Consider the following 13,305-nt stretch of genomic DNA (forward strand, 5'->3'; position numbering starts at 1 on the left):
CGGGTTCAGCCACCTGCCCGTGCCCTCGCGCCGTATGGATACGAGCCCTTCTGCTGCTGATCCTGGCATCTTTTGCAGTGACCACCCTGACAGGGTGTAACACCTCCGCTATTTATGGTGATCGCAATTACAACCCGCCCGTTTACTGGGGTCGCCACGTGGTCGAGAAGGGAGACACCCTGTACAGCATCGCCTGGCGCTATGGGCGTGATTACCGGGAGCTGGGCAATGCCAACGACATCGACCCGCCATACACCATTCACCCGGGCGAGGTGATCCGTCTTGACCGCAAGGGGCGTGTTCCGGCCAATGCGCCCAAGGTTGCCTCTCGCCCCTCTTCTTCTTCCGGCCGTTCCCGGCCTGCCCCGAGCCCGGAACCGGAGCCCCCACCAAAGGTTACCCGGCAGCCGGATCGTAGTGCCGACCTGTCGACGCAGAGCCAGACCGTGTCCGACATCAACTGGCGCTGGCCACACGTTGGCACCGTAATTGCAAAATATTCCACATCCGGGAAAGTCAATAAAGGTATTGATATTGCCGGTAATTCCGGCGACCCGGTCCGGGCCGCTGCTGAAGGAAACGTGGTTTACGCCGGTAACGGCCTGCTCGGGTACGGTAACCTGATTATCATCAACCACAATGAGCACTACCTGAGTGCATACGCCCATAACCGGCGCATCCTGGTCAAGGAAGGGGAGAATGTGAAGCAGGGGCAGACCATCGCCGAACTGGGGAGTACGGGTACTGATGGCAACAAGCTTCACTTCGAGATCCGCAAAAGCGGTAACCCGGTGGATCCGTTACCCTACCTTCCGCCGCGCTAGGGGACCAGCCTGTTGACAGCGGCGGGTTGATAAAGCTTAACCTGTGATAATGTTGGGAGGTAGCAGAACGTGACATAGTGGGCTTGTTCTTTCTGCGAGATCGGACGAAAGCACGGAGCCACAGAAGAACACAGTGAATTGTCAGTCGCTAACCGGCTGGCCCGAAACGAATTGTCCTGAATCCAGAAGAATCGGAATCGATAACAACGGGGCCCGCAACAAGAAGAATGAGCGGGCGACAATCTGGCAGGCCCGGGAGTGTGAGCATTCCGGTGTCGGGAACTTGCTGACAGGATCATTTGAAAGGCGGGGCTAGAGTTATGTCTGCAGAACCTGAAGAGATGATAATCGATCGTGTTGCTGATGTAGAAGATACCGACGAAGAAGCGGAAACTCAGGAGGTTTCCGCGGAAAACACCTCCACTACCGAGACCACTGCCGCACCTGCGGCCGAGCAGGACTTCACCCCTCACGGTCGATATTTCGGTAACCAGAAGCAACTGGATGCCACCCAGCTTTACCTCAATGAAATCGGTTTCTCGCCATTGCTGACCCCCGAAGAGGAAGTCTACTTCGCGCGTCTGGCCCGCAAGGGAGAGGAGTCTGGCCGCAAGCGAATGATCGAGAGCAACCTGCGCCTGGTGGTCAAGATCGCCCGCCGCTATGTAAATCGGGGGCTGACCCTGCTTGATCTGATTGAAGAAGGCAATCTGGGGCTGATCCGTGCCGTGGAAAAGTTTGACCCGGAGCGAGGTTTCCGGTTTTCCACCTATGCTACCTGGTGGATCCGTCAGACCATTGAGCGGGCCATCATGAACCAGACCCGCACCATTCGCCTGCCCATCCATGTGGTAAAGGAGCTGAACCTTTACCTGCGTGCGGCCCGGGAACTGACCCAGAAGCTGGACCACGAGCCGTCGGCGGAAGAGATCGCCAACCTGGTGGACAAACCGGTCAGTGACGTGGAGCGAATGCTGGGGCTGAACGAACGCGTTGCCTCAATGGATACGCCCATCGGTGCGGGCGGCGAAAAATCCCTGCTGGATACGGTGGCGGATGAGGGCGCCCATGATCCGGCGGACATGTTGCAGGACAATAACCTGTGTAGCTGTCTCGAGAACTGGATTGACCAGCTCAGTGACAAGCAGCAGGAAGTCCTGTCCCGCCGCTTCGGCCTGCGGGGCTATCCCACCAGTACGCTGGAAGAAGTGGGTCGTGAAATCGGACTGACCCGGGAGCGTGTACGGCAGATCCAGGTGGAAGCCCTGCGCCGGCTTCGGGAGATCCTCGAGAAGGAAGGTCTGTCGAGCAACCTGCTGTTCAAGTAATGCCCGACTCAGTATCGTAAAGCCGGCCACGGGCACGCCCGTGGCCGGCTTTTTTGTGATGGAAAATTTGTGATCCGGGTTACTTCAAGTAGTCTCGGACAGGTTTGAATCTCGGTTATCATATCAGCACTATCCCGATGGGTGGGGTACCCCCTGAGGTTTGCGTCTTACCGCTTGTCTCTCAATAATCAAAAACAGGAGTTAACGATGGTTTCACGTTTGATGGCCGTGCTGTGCGGGCTTTGCCTGAGTGTTCTGGTTGCGACCAATGCCGCCGCCGTGGAAGTTGAAGGCGTCAATGTCAGCGAATCGAAGACCGTGGGTGGCACCAGTCTCGTACTGAATGGCGTCGGCGTCAGATCCAAGTTCTTCATTGACCTGTATGTGGCGGCGTTGTACCTGCCGTCAAAGTCATCTGATGAGGCTGCTATCCTGACCGCCGACGAGACCCAGGCAATCGTCCTCCACGTGGTTTCCGGACGCATCAACAGCGACAACATGACCGAAGCGACCCTTGAGGGCTTCGAGAACGCTACCGACGGTAACGTGGCACCCATTCAGCAGGAAGTGGACGAACTGCTGACGGTTTTTGCTGACGAGATCAATGAGGGGGACACCTTTGAACTGGTCTATGTGCCGAACGATGGCGTTCGTGTGATCAAGAACGGCCAGTTAGGCAAAACCATCGGCGACCGCGCCTTCAAGGAAGCCTTGTTCGGTATCTGGCTGGGTGACGAGCCGGCCCAGGGCAGCCTGAAGGACGATATGCTGGATGACTGACTGTTGAATTCTTGTCAGGCCAGAAGAAAGGGCGACCGATTGGTCGCCCTTTTTCGTTCCGGTGCCCCATGGCTACCCGGATATCGGGCATCGAGGCAGTCGTCAGGCCTGCTCCAGGTATTCCCGCTTGTACCTGAACTCGCACAGATCCTCGATAATGCACGCTCCGCACTTTGGTTTGCGAGCGGTGCAGGTGTAGCGGCCATGAAGAATCAGCCAGTGGTGGGCGTCCAGCAGGAATTCTTTCGGCACCAGGCGCATCAGGCGTTTTTCCACTTCCAGTACGTTCTTGCCGGGGGCGATACCGGTGCGGTTGGATACCCGGAAAATGTGGGTGTCCACCGCCATGGCCGGTTCGCCGAAGGCGGTGTTGAGCACCACGTTGGCAGTCTTGCGGCCGACGCCCGGCAGCGCCTCCAGCTCCTCCCGGGTAGCGGGCACCTCGCCGTTATGGCGGTCGATCAGTGCGCGGCAGGTTTTGATAACGTTCTCCGCCTTGCTGTTGAACAGCCCGATGGTCTTGATGTACTCCTTCAGGCCATCAACGCCCAGGGCCAGGATGGCTTCCGGGGTATTGGCCACCGGGTAGAGCCTGGCGGTGGCCTTGTTGACGCCCACATCGGTGGCCTGGGCTGACAGGATAACCGCAATCAGCAGCTCGAAGGGCGTACTGTAGTTCAGTTCCGTGGTGGGGCTGGGGTTGGCCTCCCGCAGCCGGGTAAAGATCTCGATACGTTTTTGTTTGTTCATGGATAACAGTGATAATGGGTGATCAGGAAATATGGCCGGTCACGCGCACGCGTTTGCTGCCTGCGGTGATGGCATCGGTATCGCGGGCCTTGCGCCTTTGCTCAAGTTTGTTGTCGATGCCGTTCTTCAGGGCAATCAGCAGCCCCAGGCCCACAAACGCGCCTGGTGGCAGCACCATGAACAGCATATCCGGATAGTCACGGAAGATGTTGAGGGTCCAGTCGGCAGCCGTCGGCCCGAGCAGCAGGTCCATGTCGGTAAACAGGGTGCCCTGGCCGATCAGCTCTCTCATGCCGCCCAGCACAATCAGCACCGCAAGGAAGCCCAGCCCCATCATGGCGCCGTCCAGCAGCGCCGGCACGGGGGAGACCTTGGAGGCAAAGGCGTCCGCGCGCCCGAGGATCGCACAGTTGGTGACGATCAGCGGGATGAAGATGCCCAGTATCTGATACAGCTCATAGGTGTAGGCCTGCATAAGCAACTCCGCGCAGGTCACGAACGAGGCGATGATCATCACGAAGGCGGGCAGACGCACCGATTCGCTGACAAAATTGCGGATCAGCGATACCGCCAGGTTAGACCCCATCAGCACCAGCAGCGTGGCAATACCCAGGCCAAGCGCATTCACCACGGTGCTGGTCACCGCCAGCAGGGGGCACAGCCCCAGCACCTGCACCAGGGCGGGGTTGTTGGTCCAGAGACCGTCTCGAATGATCTCGGCGCTGGTCTTGGTGCTCATGTCAGCGTTGCTCCCTGATCCGTTGGCGCTTGCCCTGGCCCTGGCCCTGCGGCACGGAAGGTAGAGTTGCTCCGGCCATGGACAGAATTTCCCGGCGATTCTTGCGGAAGTAGATCAGCGTATGCTGGACCGCCTTGACCACGGCTCGCGGAGAGATGGTGGCGCCGGTGAACTGGTCAAACACTCCGCCATTCTTCTTGACGTTCCATTTGCGCGGTTCCGGGTTGCCCAGGGAACGTCCTTCAAAGGACAACACCCAGTTGGATTTCTTCAGTTCAATGCGGTCACCGAGGCCGGGGGTTTCCCGGTGACTGGTTACCCGTACGCCAAGAACCTCGCCCTGAAGGTTAACACCAACCAGCAGTTTGATGTCGCCGGAATACCCATCCGGCGCCACGGCAGGGAAGATAAGTCCGATTGGATCCCCGTCACGACGCGCAACCCAGGCCTTCATGGGGCCCTCGATAGCCAACCGCTCGCCCGGCGGCAAGGTAATGGTGTCTTTCAGTAACTGGTTGTCATGTTCCGACTCCGGAATAATCTCGTAAAGCGCGGCGGCTTCGACCCGGGCAACCTGTTCCTGGATGCGACCTTCCGTCAGCTGGTGAGTGAGGGCAATTGTGCCCCCGGTGACAATGGCGAAAAGGCCCAGACCAATCGCGCTGCGCCGGATCGATTGTGCCAGTGCTGCCATGGAGTTACCCCGTCTTGCCCGGAATGCCACGCCGGGGCTTATGGTGGCCGTAGGTGCGTGGTGGCGTGTAGTGGTCGATAAACGGTACCGCAAAGTTCATCAACAGAACGCTGAACGCCACCGCGTCCGGATAATTGCCCCAGCTGCGGATGGTGTAGATCAGCACGCCGATACAGGCGCCATAGATTAGCTTGCCCTGGTGACTGGTGGCGGCGGAGACCGGGTCGGTGGCGATAAAGAACGCCCCCAGCATGGTGCCGCCCGCCAGAAGGTGCAGTGACAGGGGCGTGTACACATCCTCATTGGCGCCGAAAGCGAGACTCATCAGGGCCAGCCCGGCCAGCAGGCTGACAGGAATGTGCCAGGTGATGATGCGCAATGCCACCAGCGCCAGGCCGCCCAGCAGAAAGGCGCCATTCACCCACTCCCAGCCTCTGGCCACACCGGCGCCGAAGGTGGGGTGTTGCAGTACTTCCTGTGCAGTATGACTGGCGATCTTGTGCTTGTACTCGTCCAGTGGTGTGGCCATGGTGTAGGCGTCCACAGCGGTTTGCTGACCGGCAAAGATGATATTGAGGGTTTCGCCGAAGCCCGGGGCATTGGCCAGCATGGCCGCCTCGGCCCAGTTGGTGGTCATGGCCACCGGAAACGCTACCAGCACCAGCGCATAGCCGACCATGGCGGGGTTGAACGGATTGGCCCCGAGCCCGCCGTAGAGTTGTTTGGCAAGCACGATGGCGGAAATAACGGCCACGGCCGATACCCACCAGGGCGTGAACTGCGGCAGCGACAGCCCCAGCAGCAGCCCGGTGACAGCGGCGGTGTTGTCCTTCAGGAAAAAGCTCACCGGCTTGCCACGCAGCATCAGCATCGTGGCTTCCGCCCCCAGGGCGAGCAGCACACACCAGACCACATTGATCAGGTTGCCCCAGCCAAAGAACAGGGTCTGTGCCAGTAACCCGGGCAGGGTCGCCAGCATCACAATCAGCATTACCTGTGAGGTGGATCGTGCCCGGTGGGCATGGGGTGATGACTGCTGCACCAGGCTCATTCGCCGGCCTCCGTTTCCAGCTGTTGGCGGGCCTCGGTCAGGGCTTCCTCGGCGCGCTTGACCCGGTCGACGTTCTTGGCGACGGCCCGCTCCAGCTTCTCCACATTGTCAGCCTCGGCGACCCTGGCTTCTTCCAGCATGCTCTCCATGGTTTCCAGTTTGCCACGGGCCTGGTTCAGCTGTTTTTCCAGCGCGCCGATATCGGGCTTCTCTGCCGATGCTTCCGCGGTGGTGGCAGCCTTTGCGGCCGTGCCCGCGCCGGCTTTCTTGCGGTCCAGGGCCTGCTGGACCATGGCAGTCCTCGCCGAACGCTCGTCTTTGGCATCACCGTCGGCCACGGGCTTCTCCGCTTCGGCCTGTTTCCTCTGTTGGGCCTCGGCAGCGGCACGGGCGCGTTCCTGGCGGCGTTGTTCCTTCTCTTCCTGCTCCCGTTCCAGACGAGCCTGGCGTGCCTCGAAACGCACCCGGGCGCGGTCCGCTTTCAGCTGTTCCGCCTGCTGGGTGCGGATCTCGCCCTTGGCGTAGCGGTAGTACTGCACCAGGGGAATAGAGCTGGGGCAGACGTAGGAGCAGACACCACATTCAATGCAATCGAACAGGTTCAAATGCTCGGCACGGTCGAAGTCCCGGGCCTTGGCGTGCCAGAAAAGCTGTTGTGGCAGCAGCTCCATGGGACACGCCTCGGCGCACATGCCACAGCGGATACAGGGCTGCTCCGGGGGCGGTGTGGACAGCTCCGGTTCGGTGGCGGCGATCACGCAGTTAGTGGTCTTGACGACCGGAACGGCGGTGTCCTCCAGGGTGTACCCCATCATCGGGCCACCCAGAATCAGCCGGTTGATACGCTCAGGGTCAAACCCGGCCAGTGTCAGCAGGTGGCTGATGGGTGTGCCGATCAGGGTGTCAAAATTGCCGGGCTCGGAGACGCCGTCGCCGGTCACGGTGGTTACCCGGGAAATCAGCGGCTCGCCGCGGAATACTGCCCGGGATACGGCGACCGCGGTACCCACGTTCTGGCAGATGACACCAATATCCGCCGGGATACCGCCACTGGGCACCTCCATGCCGGTGAGGATCTGAATCAGCTGTTTTTCGCCACCGGACGGGTATCGGGTGGCGATCACCACCACCTCCGTGTGGGTGCCCTCGGTGGCCTTGCGCATGGCCTCGATGGCCTCGGGCTTGTTGTCCTCGATGGCAACCACGCAGCGCTCCGGGCGCAGGATCCAGGCCATGATCTTTAGGCCCTTCTGGATCTCGTTGGCCCGTTCGCGCATTGTCATGTCGTCGGCGGTAATGTAGGGCTCGCACTCCGCGCCATTGAGTATCAGAGTGCTGACCTTGCGGTCCCGCGGTGGTTGCAGCTTGACGTTGGTAGGGAAGCCGGCGCCACCCATCCCGCTGATGCCGGCCTGGCGGATCCGCTCGAGTACGGCCTCCCGGTCGAGGGAGTGGTAGTCGGCCACCGGGCTGAGCTCGCACCAGGTATCGTTGCCGTCAGGCTCCAGCACAATACACCAGTCCGCCATGCCCGAAGGGTGGGGGACCGGCAGGCGCTCGATACCGGCGATGGTACCCGAGGTGGGAGCATGGACGGGAACGCCGATGCCGGCCATCACGTCGGCAATCTTCTGGCCCTTGAGTACCTGATCGCCAGGCTCGACGACCGGTTCCGCGGGCTCTCCGATGTGTTGCTGCAGAGGCAGCACCAGCCGCTCCGGCAGGGTTGCCGGGCGGATCGGCCTGCTCGTGGACTGATGCTTGTTCTCTGCCGGGTGAATGCCCCCGGGAAAACTCCACAGCTGGGTCATCAGGCACTGGCTCCGTGGCGGTCGGTGGCAATAAGGCCTGGCCCGGGTGGCTGCCAGGTCCAGCTGCGGATATCTTCGTTCACTGTCACCATGTCAATGCAGTCTACCGGGCAGGGCTCCACACACAGGTCACAGCCGGTGCATTCGCTCTCGATCACGGTATGCATGTGTTTGGCAGCGCCGAGTATGGCGTCCACCGGGCAGGCCTGGATACATTTGGTGCAGCCGATGCACTCGTCCTCGCGAATCACCGCTACCCGCTTTTCCTGCTCCACGCCATGCTCGGCATCCAGTGGTTGCGGCTCAATGTCCAGCAGGTCTGCAAGAGCCTTGATGGTGCCTTCGCCCCCCGGCGGGCACTTGTTGATGGCATCCCCCTGGGCAATGGATTCGGCATAGGGACGACAGCCGGGGAAGCCACATTGCCCGCACTGGGTCTGGGGCAGCAGGGCGTCGATCTGGTCGACGAGGGGATTACCTTCCACCCGGAAGCGTTCCGCCGCAAACCCCAGCAGGGCACCGAACACCACGGCAAGAGCAAGCAAAACCACAACGGCTATGAGAATACCGGTCCACATGACATCCACTCCGTCAGACGCTTACCAGGCCTGTAAAACCAAGGAACGCCAGCGACATCAGGCCCGCGGTGACCATGCCGATGGCGGCACCCTGGAAGGCAACAGGCACATCCGCAACCGCAATGCGCTCCCGCATGGCGGCGAACAGCACCAGCACCAGAGAGAAGCCGGCAGCGGCGCCAAAACCGTAGAGCACGGATTCCACGAAATTGTTCTGCCGGTTGATGTTCAGCAGGGCCACGCCCAGTACCGCACAGTTGGTGGTGATCAGGGGCAGGAAGATGCCCAGCACCCGGTACAGCAGCGGGCTGGTCTTGCGTACCACCATCTCGGTGAACTGTACCACCACGGCGATCACCAGAATAAAGGTAATGGTGCGCAGAAACGTCAGATCAAGGGGTGCCAACAGCCAGGTGTAGGCCAGGTAACTGCACACCGAGGCCAGGGTCAGGACGAAGGTGGTGGCCAGCGACATACCCATGGCGGTTTCCAGCTTCCCGGACACGCCCATGAAGGGGCACAGGCCGAGAAACTGAACCAGCACGAAGTTGTTCACCAGTATGGTGCTGACCAGGATCAGCAGGTATTCGCTCATCCGCCCTTTGCTCCGCTATTCACATGACCCGCATGCCGGGCGTGGCGCCGGAATCGGGTGACAGAATGAAAATGTCCTTGCCGCCAGGGCCCGCAGCCAGAACCATGCCTTCCGACAGCCCGAACTTCATCTTGCGGGGCTTGAGGTTGGCGACCATGACCGTCAGCCGGCCTTCCAGTTCCTCCGGCTTATAGGCAGACTTTATACCTGCAAACACGTTGCGCTCGCCATGCCCCATATCAAGGGTAAGGCGAAGTAGCTTGTCGGCGCCTTCGACGTGCTCCGCTCTGACAATTTTTACCACCCGCAGATCCACCTTCGCGAAGTCGGGAAACTCGATTTCGTCAGCCACCGGTTCCAGGTTGCTGGCGCCGGCAGTTTCGGCGGGTTGACCGGTCGCGGCGGCCAGTTCCTCCTTCGAGGCGTCGATCATTTTCTCGATCTGGGCCATGTCCACCCGGTTCATCAGCGGCTTGAACTTGTCGATGGGGTGGTCTTGCAGAAGCTCGTCGCGGGTGTTCCAGGTCAGCCGGACGTTGAGGAAGCTTTCCGCACCCTCGGACGTTTTCGGCAGTACCGGCGCGAGGTAGGTCATCAACAGGCGGAACATGTTGATGGCATTGGTGCAGATGGCCTGGAGCTTCTCATCCTGGCCTTCCTGTTTCGCGATGACCCAGGGCTGCTCGTCGTTGACATACTGGTTGGCGATATCCGCCAGTTCCATGATGCGACGCATGGCGCGGCCAAATTCCCGGGCCTCGTAGAAGTCCGCAATTTCCTCGCCGGCCGCGATAAAGGTGGCCAGTTTGTCGGTTTCGGTGACCCGGCCCAGGCGGCCGTCAAAGCGCTTGGTGATGAAGCCGGCACTGCGGCTGGCGATGTTCACCACCTTGCCCACCAGGTCCGAGTTTACCCGTGCCGCGAAATCCTCCAGGTTGAGGTCCATGTCATCCACGCCGGAGGTGAGCTTGGCGGCAAAGTAATAGCGCAGGTATTCCGGGTTGAGGTGGTCCAGGTAGGTGCGGGCCATGATGAAGGTGCCGCGGGACTTGGACATCTTCTTGCCATTGACGGTGACAAAGCCGTGGGCCCAGACCGCTGTAGGGGTGCGCAGGCCGGCATCGTGGAGCATGGCGGGCCAGAACAGGGCGTGGAAATTGATGATGTCCTTGCCGATGAAGTGGTACACCTCGGCCTCGGAGTCCGCCTTCCAGAAATGCTCGAAGTCGATGCCCTGACGGTTGCACAGGTTCTTGAAGCTGGCCAGGTAGCCGATGGGGGCATCCAGCCAGACATAGAAATACTTGCCCGGGGAGTCCGGAATCTCGAACCCGAAATAGGGCTTGTCGCGGCTGATGTCCCATTCCTGCAGGCCGGCGTCCAGCCATTCGGCCAGCTTGTTGGCGACCTGCTCCTGCAGGGTGCCGCTGCGGGTCCATTTGCGCAGGAAGTCCTCGAAGTCCGGCAGTTTGAAGAAATGGTGCTCGGACTGTTTCTCCACCGGGGTGGCGCCGGATACTGCAGAGCGCGGATTGATCAGCTCCGCCGGGGTGTAGGTGGCACCACAGGCCTCACAGTTGTCACCGTACTGGTCCTCGGTCTTGCACTTGGGGCAGGTGCCCTTGATGAACCGGTCCGCCAGGAACATTTCTTTCTCCGGATCGAAGAACTGGGTGATCTGGCGGGTGGCAATGTGACCGTTTTCCTGGAGCTTCCGGTAGATGAACTCGGCAAACTGCCGGTTCTCATCGGAATGGGTGGAGTAATAGTTGTCGAAGCGGATATTGAAGCCGGCGAAATCCTGCTGGTGCTCATCCCGGATCCGGTCGATCAGCTGTTCGGAGGTGATACCCTCGCGCTCGGCACGCAGCATGATGGCGGTGCCGTGGGCGTCATCGGCGCAAACGTAGTAGCAGTTGTGGCCACGCATCTTCTGGTAGCGCGCCCAGATATCCGTCTGAATGTATTCCAGCAGGTGGCCCAGGTGGATCGGCCCGTTGGCATAGGGCAGGGCGCTGGTAACCAGAATATCGCGCTGTTTGGCACTCGCTTGCGTCATGGTGATATCCGAACCTCGGTGATCTTTGTGAGAAAGCTTGCGGGATTCCTTCAGTGGTTCCCCGGTGAAGCTCCGTATGGTCAGAAACGGGCACAAATGATACCTTTCATGCCGTTACTTTTCATCTTCCCGGGCGGTGTTTTCCCTGTCGTGCCCGGAACTCTGATCCACGGAGCAGACCATGGCCGAGATTTCCCGTACAGCTCTTGAAGCGGCGGTTCGCCAATACCGCGATCCCTACCTCGAGAAAGACCTCTATGAGCTGAATGCCGTCAAGGCCCTGGAGGCTGATGAATCCGGCCAGGTCAAGGTTACCGTGCAGTTGCCCTATGCCAGCCAGGGCATTGCCGGCGGGCTGAAACAGATTGTCGCCACCAACCTGGAAAATGTTGAGGGGGTTACCGGTGCGGACGTGCAGGTCAGCCAGCATATCCACGCCAACAAGGCCCAGCGGGACCTGCAATCCATCGGTGGTGTGAAGAACATCGTTGCCGTGGCTTCCGGCAAGGGCGGCGTCGGCAAATCCACCACCGCCGTCAATCTGGCCCTGGCCCTGGCCGCCGAGGGTGCCCGCGTGGGCATCCTCGATGCCGATATCTATGGCCCCAGTGTGGGCATGATGCTGGGCATTCCCGAGGGTCAGCGCCCGAAAACCGAGGGTGACAAGTACTTCCTGCCGGTGGAGGCCCATGGCGTTCAGGCCATGTCCATGGCGTTCCTGGTCACCGACAAGACTCCCATGGTCTGGCGCGGGCCGATGGTCAGCGGCGCGGTTCAGCAGTTGCTGACCCAGACGTTATGGAAAGAGCTGGACTATCTGATTGTCGATATGCCCCCGGGCACCGGTGACATCCAGCTCACCCTGGCCCAGAAGGTGCCGGTGACCGGAGCCGTCGTGGTGACCACACCCCAGGATATTGCCCTGTTGGATTGCAAGAAGGGCATCGAGATGTTCCGCAAGGTGGATATCCCGGTGCTGGGTGTGGTGGAGAACATGAGCGTCCACATCTGCAGCAACTGCGGTCACGAGGAAGCCCTGTTTGGTCATGGTGGCGGTGAGCGGGTCGCCGAGGACTATCAGACCGAGCTGCTCGGCCAGTTGCCCCTGCACCTGACCATCCGCGAGCAGACCGATGGTGGCACGCCCACCGTGGTGGCGGAGCCGGATTCCGAAGTGGCTCGCCGCTACCGGGATATCGCCCGCCGCCTGTCCGCAGGGCTTTCGACCCGTGCCCGCAACGACAGTGGCCCTATTCCCAGCATTTCTGTCAGTGACGACTGACGCCAACAGCGTTCTTTGCCGCCGGGGAAACAGACAGGTAAACTATGGCGCCCGGATTCAGGGGGTGTTTGGCGGTCCCCCGGGGCCCGTACGCATCAGCGCACTGACAGGAAAGAGACGGCATCAATGAGTATCAAATCCGACAAGTGGATTCGCCGCATGGCGGAACAAGAGGGCATGATCGAGCCCTTCGAGCCCGGCCAGGTGAGAGAAACGTCCCGCGGGCGGGTGATTTCCTATGGCACCTCCAGCTACGGCTACGACGTGCGCTGCAGCAACGAATTCAAGATCTTTACCAATGTGCACTCCGCCACGGTGGACCCGAAGAACTTCGACGACAACAGCTTCGTCAATTACACCGGTGATGTGTGTATTATCCCGCCCAATTCCTTCGCGCTGGCGCGCACGGTGGAGTACTTCCGTATTCCCCGCCAGGTGCTCACCATCTGCCTGGGCAAGTCCACCTACGCCCGCTGCGGTATCATCGTGAACGTCACGCCGCTGGAGCCGGAGTGGGAAGGCCAGGTGACCCTGGAGTTCTCCAACACCACCAACCTGCCGGCCAAGATCTATGCCGATGAGGGTGTGGCGCAGATGCTGTTTTTCGAGTCCGACGAGGAATGCGAGACCAGCTACAAGGATCGTGGCGGCAAGTATCTGGGGCAGACCGGAGTGACCCTGCCCAAGACCTGAGCCCTCGGCTGTGGTTGTTTCTGGCGGGCCCCGGTGGCCCGTTTTCTGGTTGTAGACTGCCGTATTGTCGGGCGGCGGGCGATTCATGGTCTTTAATGAAACAGTGCGCCATCTGGTCAGC

Annotated in this window: 13 protein-coding genes; 5 read left to right on the plus strand and 8 right to left on the minus strand. The window is 60.6% G+C overall.

Translation table 11 applies throughout. From position 1 onward, the window contains the following. Positions 1-77 precede the first annotated feature (77 nt). The 3 genes from IE079_RS04795 to IE079_RS04805 all read left to right on the plus strand — a co-directional run bounded on the left by IE079_RS04795 (position 78) and on the right by IE079_RS04805 (position 2,932). Positions 78-824 carry a peptidoglycan DD-metalloendopeptidase family protein gene (locus IE079_RS04795; protein ID WP_227712324.1) on the plus strand — a complete coding sequence of 249 codons (747 nt, stop codon included), beginning with the start codon at positions 78-80 and terminating at the stop codon, positions 822-824. A 320-nt stretch (positions 825-1,144) separates the two neighbouring features. Further along, entirely contained in the window at positions 1,145-2,152 is a 1,008-nt protein-coding gene (rpoS, locus tag IE079_RS04800) for an RNA polymerase sigma factor RpoS (RefSeq protein ID WP_189573631.1), read from the plus strand. 207 nt (positions 2,153-2,359) lie between these two features. Further along, positions 2,360-2,932, plus strand: coding sequence for a chalcone isomerase family protein (locus IE079_RS04805; RefSeq protein ID WP_189573634.1), 573 nt, complete (start codon positions 2,360-2,362; stop codon positions 2,930-2,932). A gap of 102 nt (positions 2,933-3,034) precedes the next feature. Here the strand turns inward: IE079_RS04805 and nth are convergent, their stop codons facing one another. The 8 genes from nth to metG are packed head-to-tail and all read right to left on the minus strand — an operon-like array spanning position 3,035 to position 11,209. Continuing rightward, on the minus strand, positions 3,035-3,682 hold the full coding sequence (gene nth / locus IE079_RS04810; protein ID WP_189573636.1) for an endonuclease III: 648 nt from the start codon (positions 3,680-3,682) through the stop codon (positions 3,035-3,037). A gap of 22 nt (positions 3,683-3,704) precedes the next feature. Next, on the minus strand, positions 3,705-4,421 hold the full coding sequence (locus IE079_RS04815) for an electron transport complex subunit E (RefSeq protein WP_189573638.1): 717 nt from the start codon (positions 4,419-4,421) through the stop codon (positions 3,705-3,707). A 1-nt stretch (position 4,422) separates the two neighbouring features. Further along, positions 4,423-5,115 carry an electron transport complex subunit RsxG gene (gene rsxG / locus IE079_RS04820; RefSeq protein WP_189573641.1) on the minus strand — a complete coding sequence of 231 codons (693 nt, stop codon included), beginning with the start codon at positions 5,113-5,115 and terminating at the stop codon, positions 4,423-4,425. A gap of 4 nt (positions 5,116-5,119) precedes the next feature. Continuing rightward, entirely contained in the window at positions 5,120-6,166 is a 1,047-nt protein-coding gene (rsxD, locus tag IE079_RS04825) for an electron transport complex subunit RsxD (RefSeq protein ID WP_189573643.1), read from the minus strand. Further along, positions 6,163-7,977 (minus strand): electron transport complex subunit RsxC, encoded by a 1,815-nt coding sequence (gene rsxC, locus IE079_RS04830; protein ID WP_189573645.1) that lies wholly within the window; start codon positions 7,975-7,977, stop codon positions 6,163-6,165. Before rsxC ends, rsxD begins: the two co-directional genes overlap by 4 nt. Further along, positions 7,977-8,555, minus strand: a complete 579-nt coding sequence (gene rsxB / locus IE079_RS04835) for an electron transport complex subunit RsxB (RefSeq protein WP_189573647.1) — start codon at positions 8,553-8,555, stop codon at positions 7,977-7,979. Before rsxB ends, rsxC begins: the two co-directional genes overlap by 1 nt. 13 nt (positions 8,556-8,568) lie before the next feature. Next, complete coding sequence (gene rsxA / locus IE079_RS04840; RefSeq protein WP_189573650.1) at positions 8,569-9,150, minus strand: electron transport complex subunit RsxA; 582 nt, start codon at positions 9,148-9,150, stop codon at positions 8,569-8,571. A 19-nt stretch (positions 9,151-9,169) separates the two neighbouring features. Beyond that, positions 9,170-11,209, minus strand: a complete 2,040-nt coding sequence (gene metG, locus IE079_RS04845; RefSeq protein WP_189573654.1) for a methionine--tRNA ligase — start codon at positions 11,207-11,209, stop codon at positions 9,170-9,172. Positions 11,210-11,390: 181 nt separating this feature from the next. Here metG and apbC point away from each other — a divergent pair, with 181 nt between their 5' ends. Both apbC and dcd read left to right on the plus strand, forming a co-directional pair. Next, the gene (apbC, locus tag IE079_RS04850) at positions 11,391-12,491 is read left to right on the plus strand and encodes an iron-sulfur cluster carrier protein ApbC (RefSeq protein ID WP_189573657.1); all 1,101 of its coding nucleotides are present in this window, start codon (positions 11,391-11,393) and stop codon (positions 12,489-12,491) included. 126 nt (positions 12,492-12,617) lie between these two features. Further along, on the plus strand, positions 12,618-13,184 hold the full coding sequence (gene dcd, locus IE079_RS04855; RefSeq protein ID WP_189573660.1) for a dCTP deaminase: 567 nt from the start codon (positions 12,618-12,620) through the stop codon (positions 13,182-13,184). The last annotated feature ends 121 nt before the right edge of the window (positions 13,185-13,305 follow it).

This window comes from Marinobacter zhanjiangensis, assembly GCF_014651935.1.
GTDB lineage: Bacteria > Pseudomonadota > Gammaproteobacteria > Pseudomonadales > Oleiphilaceae > Marinobacter > Marinobacter zhanjiangensis.

Coding starts and splice junctions, on each gene's coding strand:
- IE079_RS04805 (WP_189573634.1), top strand. CDS start 2,360: ATGGTTTCACGTTTGATGGCCGTGCTGTGCGGGCTTTGCCTGAGTGTT.
- IE079_RS04815 (WP_189573638.1), bottom strand. CDS start 4,421: ATGAGCACCAAGACCAGCGCCGAGATCATTCGAGACGGTCTCTGGACC.
- rsxG (WP_189573641.1), bottom strand. CDS start 5,115: ATGGCAGCACTGGCACAATCGATCCGGCGCAGCGCGATTGGTCTGGGC.
- rsxC (WP_189573645.1), bottom strand. CDS start 7,977: ATGACCCAGCTGTGGAGTTTTCCCGGGGGCATTCACCCGGCAGAGAAC.
- rsxB (WP_189573647.1), bottom strand. CDS start 8,555: ATGTGGACCGGTATTCTCATAGCCGTTGTGGTTTTGCTTGCTCTTGCC.
- apbC (WP_189573657.1), top strand. CDS start 11,391: ATGGCCGAGATTTCCCGTACAGCTCTTGAAGCGGCGGTTCGCCAATAC.
- rsxD (WP_189573643.1), bottom strand. CDS start 6,166: ATGAGCCTGGTGCAGCAGTCATCACCCCATGCCCACCGGGCACGATCC.
- nth (WP_189573636.1), bottom strand. CDS start 3,682: ATGAACAAACAAAAACGTATCGAGATCTTTACCCGGCTGCGGGAGGCC.
- dcd (WP_189573660.1), top strand. CDS start 12,618: ATGAGTATCAAATCCGACAAGTGGATTCGCCGCATGGCGGAACAAGAG.
- metG (WP_189573654.1), bottom strand. CDS start 11,209: ATGACGCAAGCGAGTGCCAAACAGCGCGATATTCTGGTTACCAGCGCC.
- rpoS (WP_189573631.1), top strand. CDS start 1,145: ATGTCTGCAGAACCTGAAGAGATGATAATCGATCGTGTTGCTGATGTA.
- rsxA (WP_189573650.1), bottom strand. CDS start 9,150: ATGAGCGAATACCTGCTGATCCTGGTCAGCACCATACTGGTGAACAAC.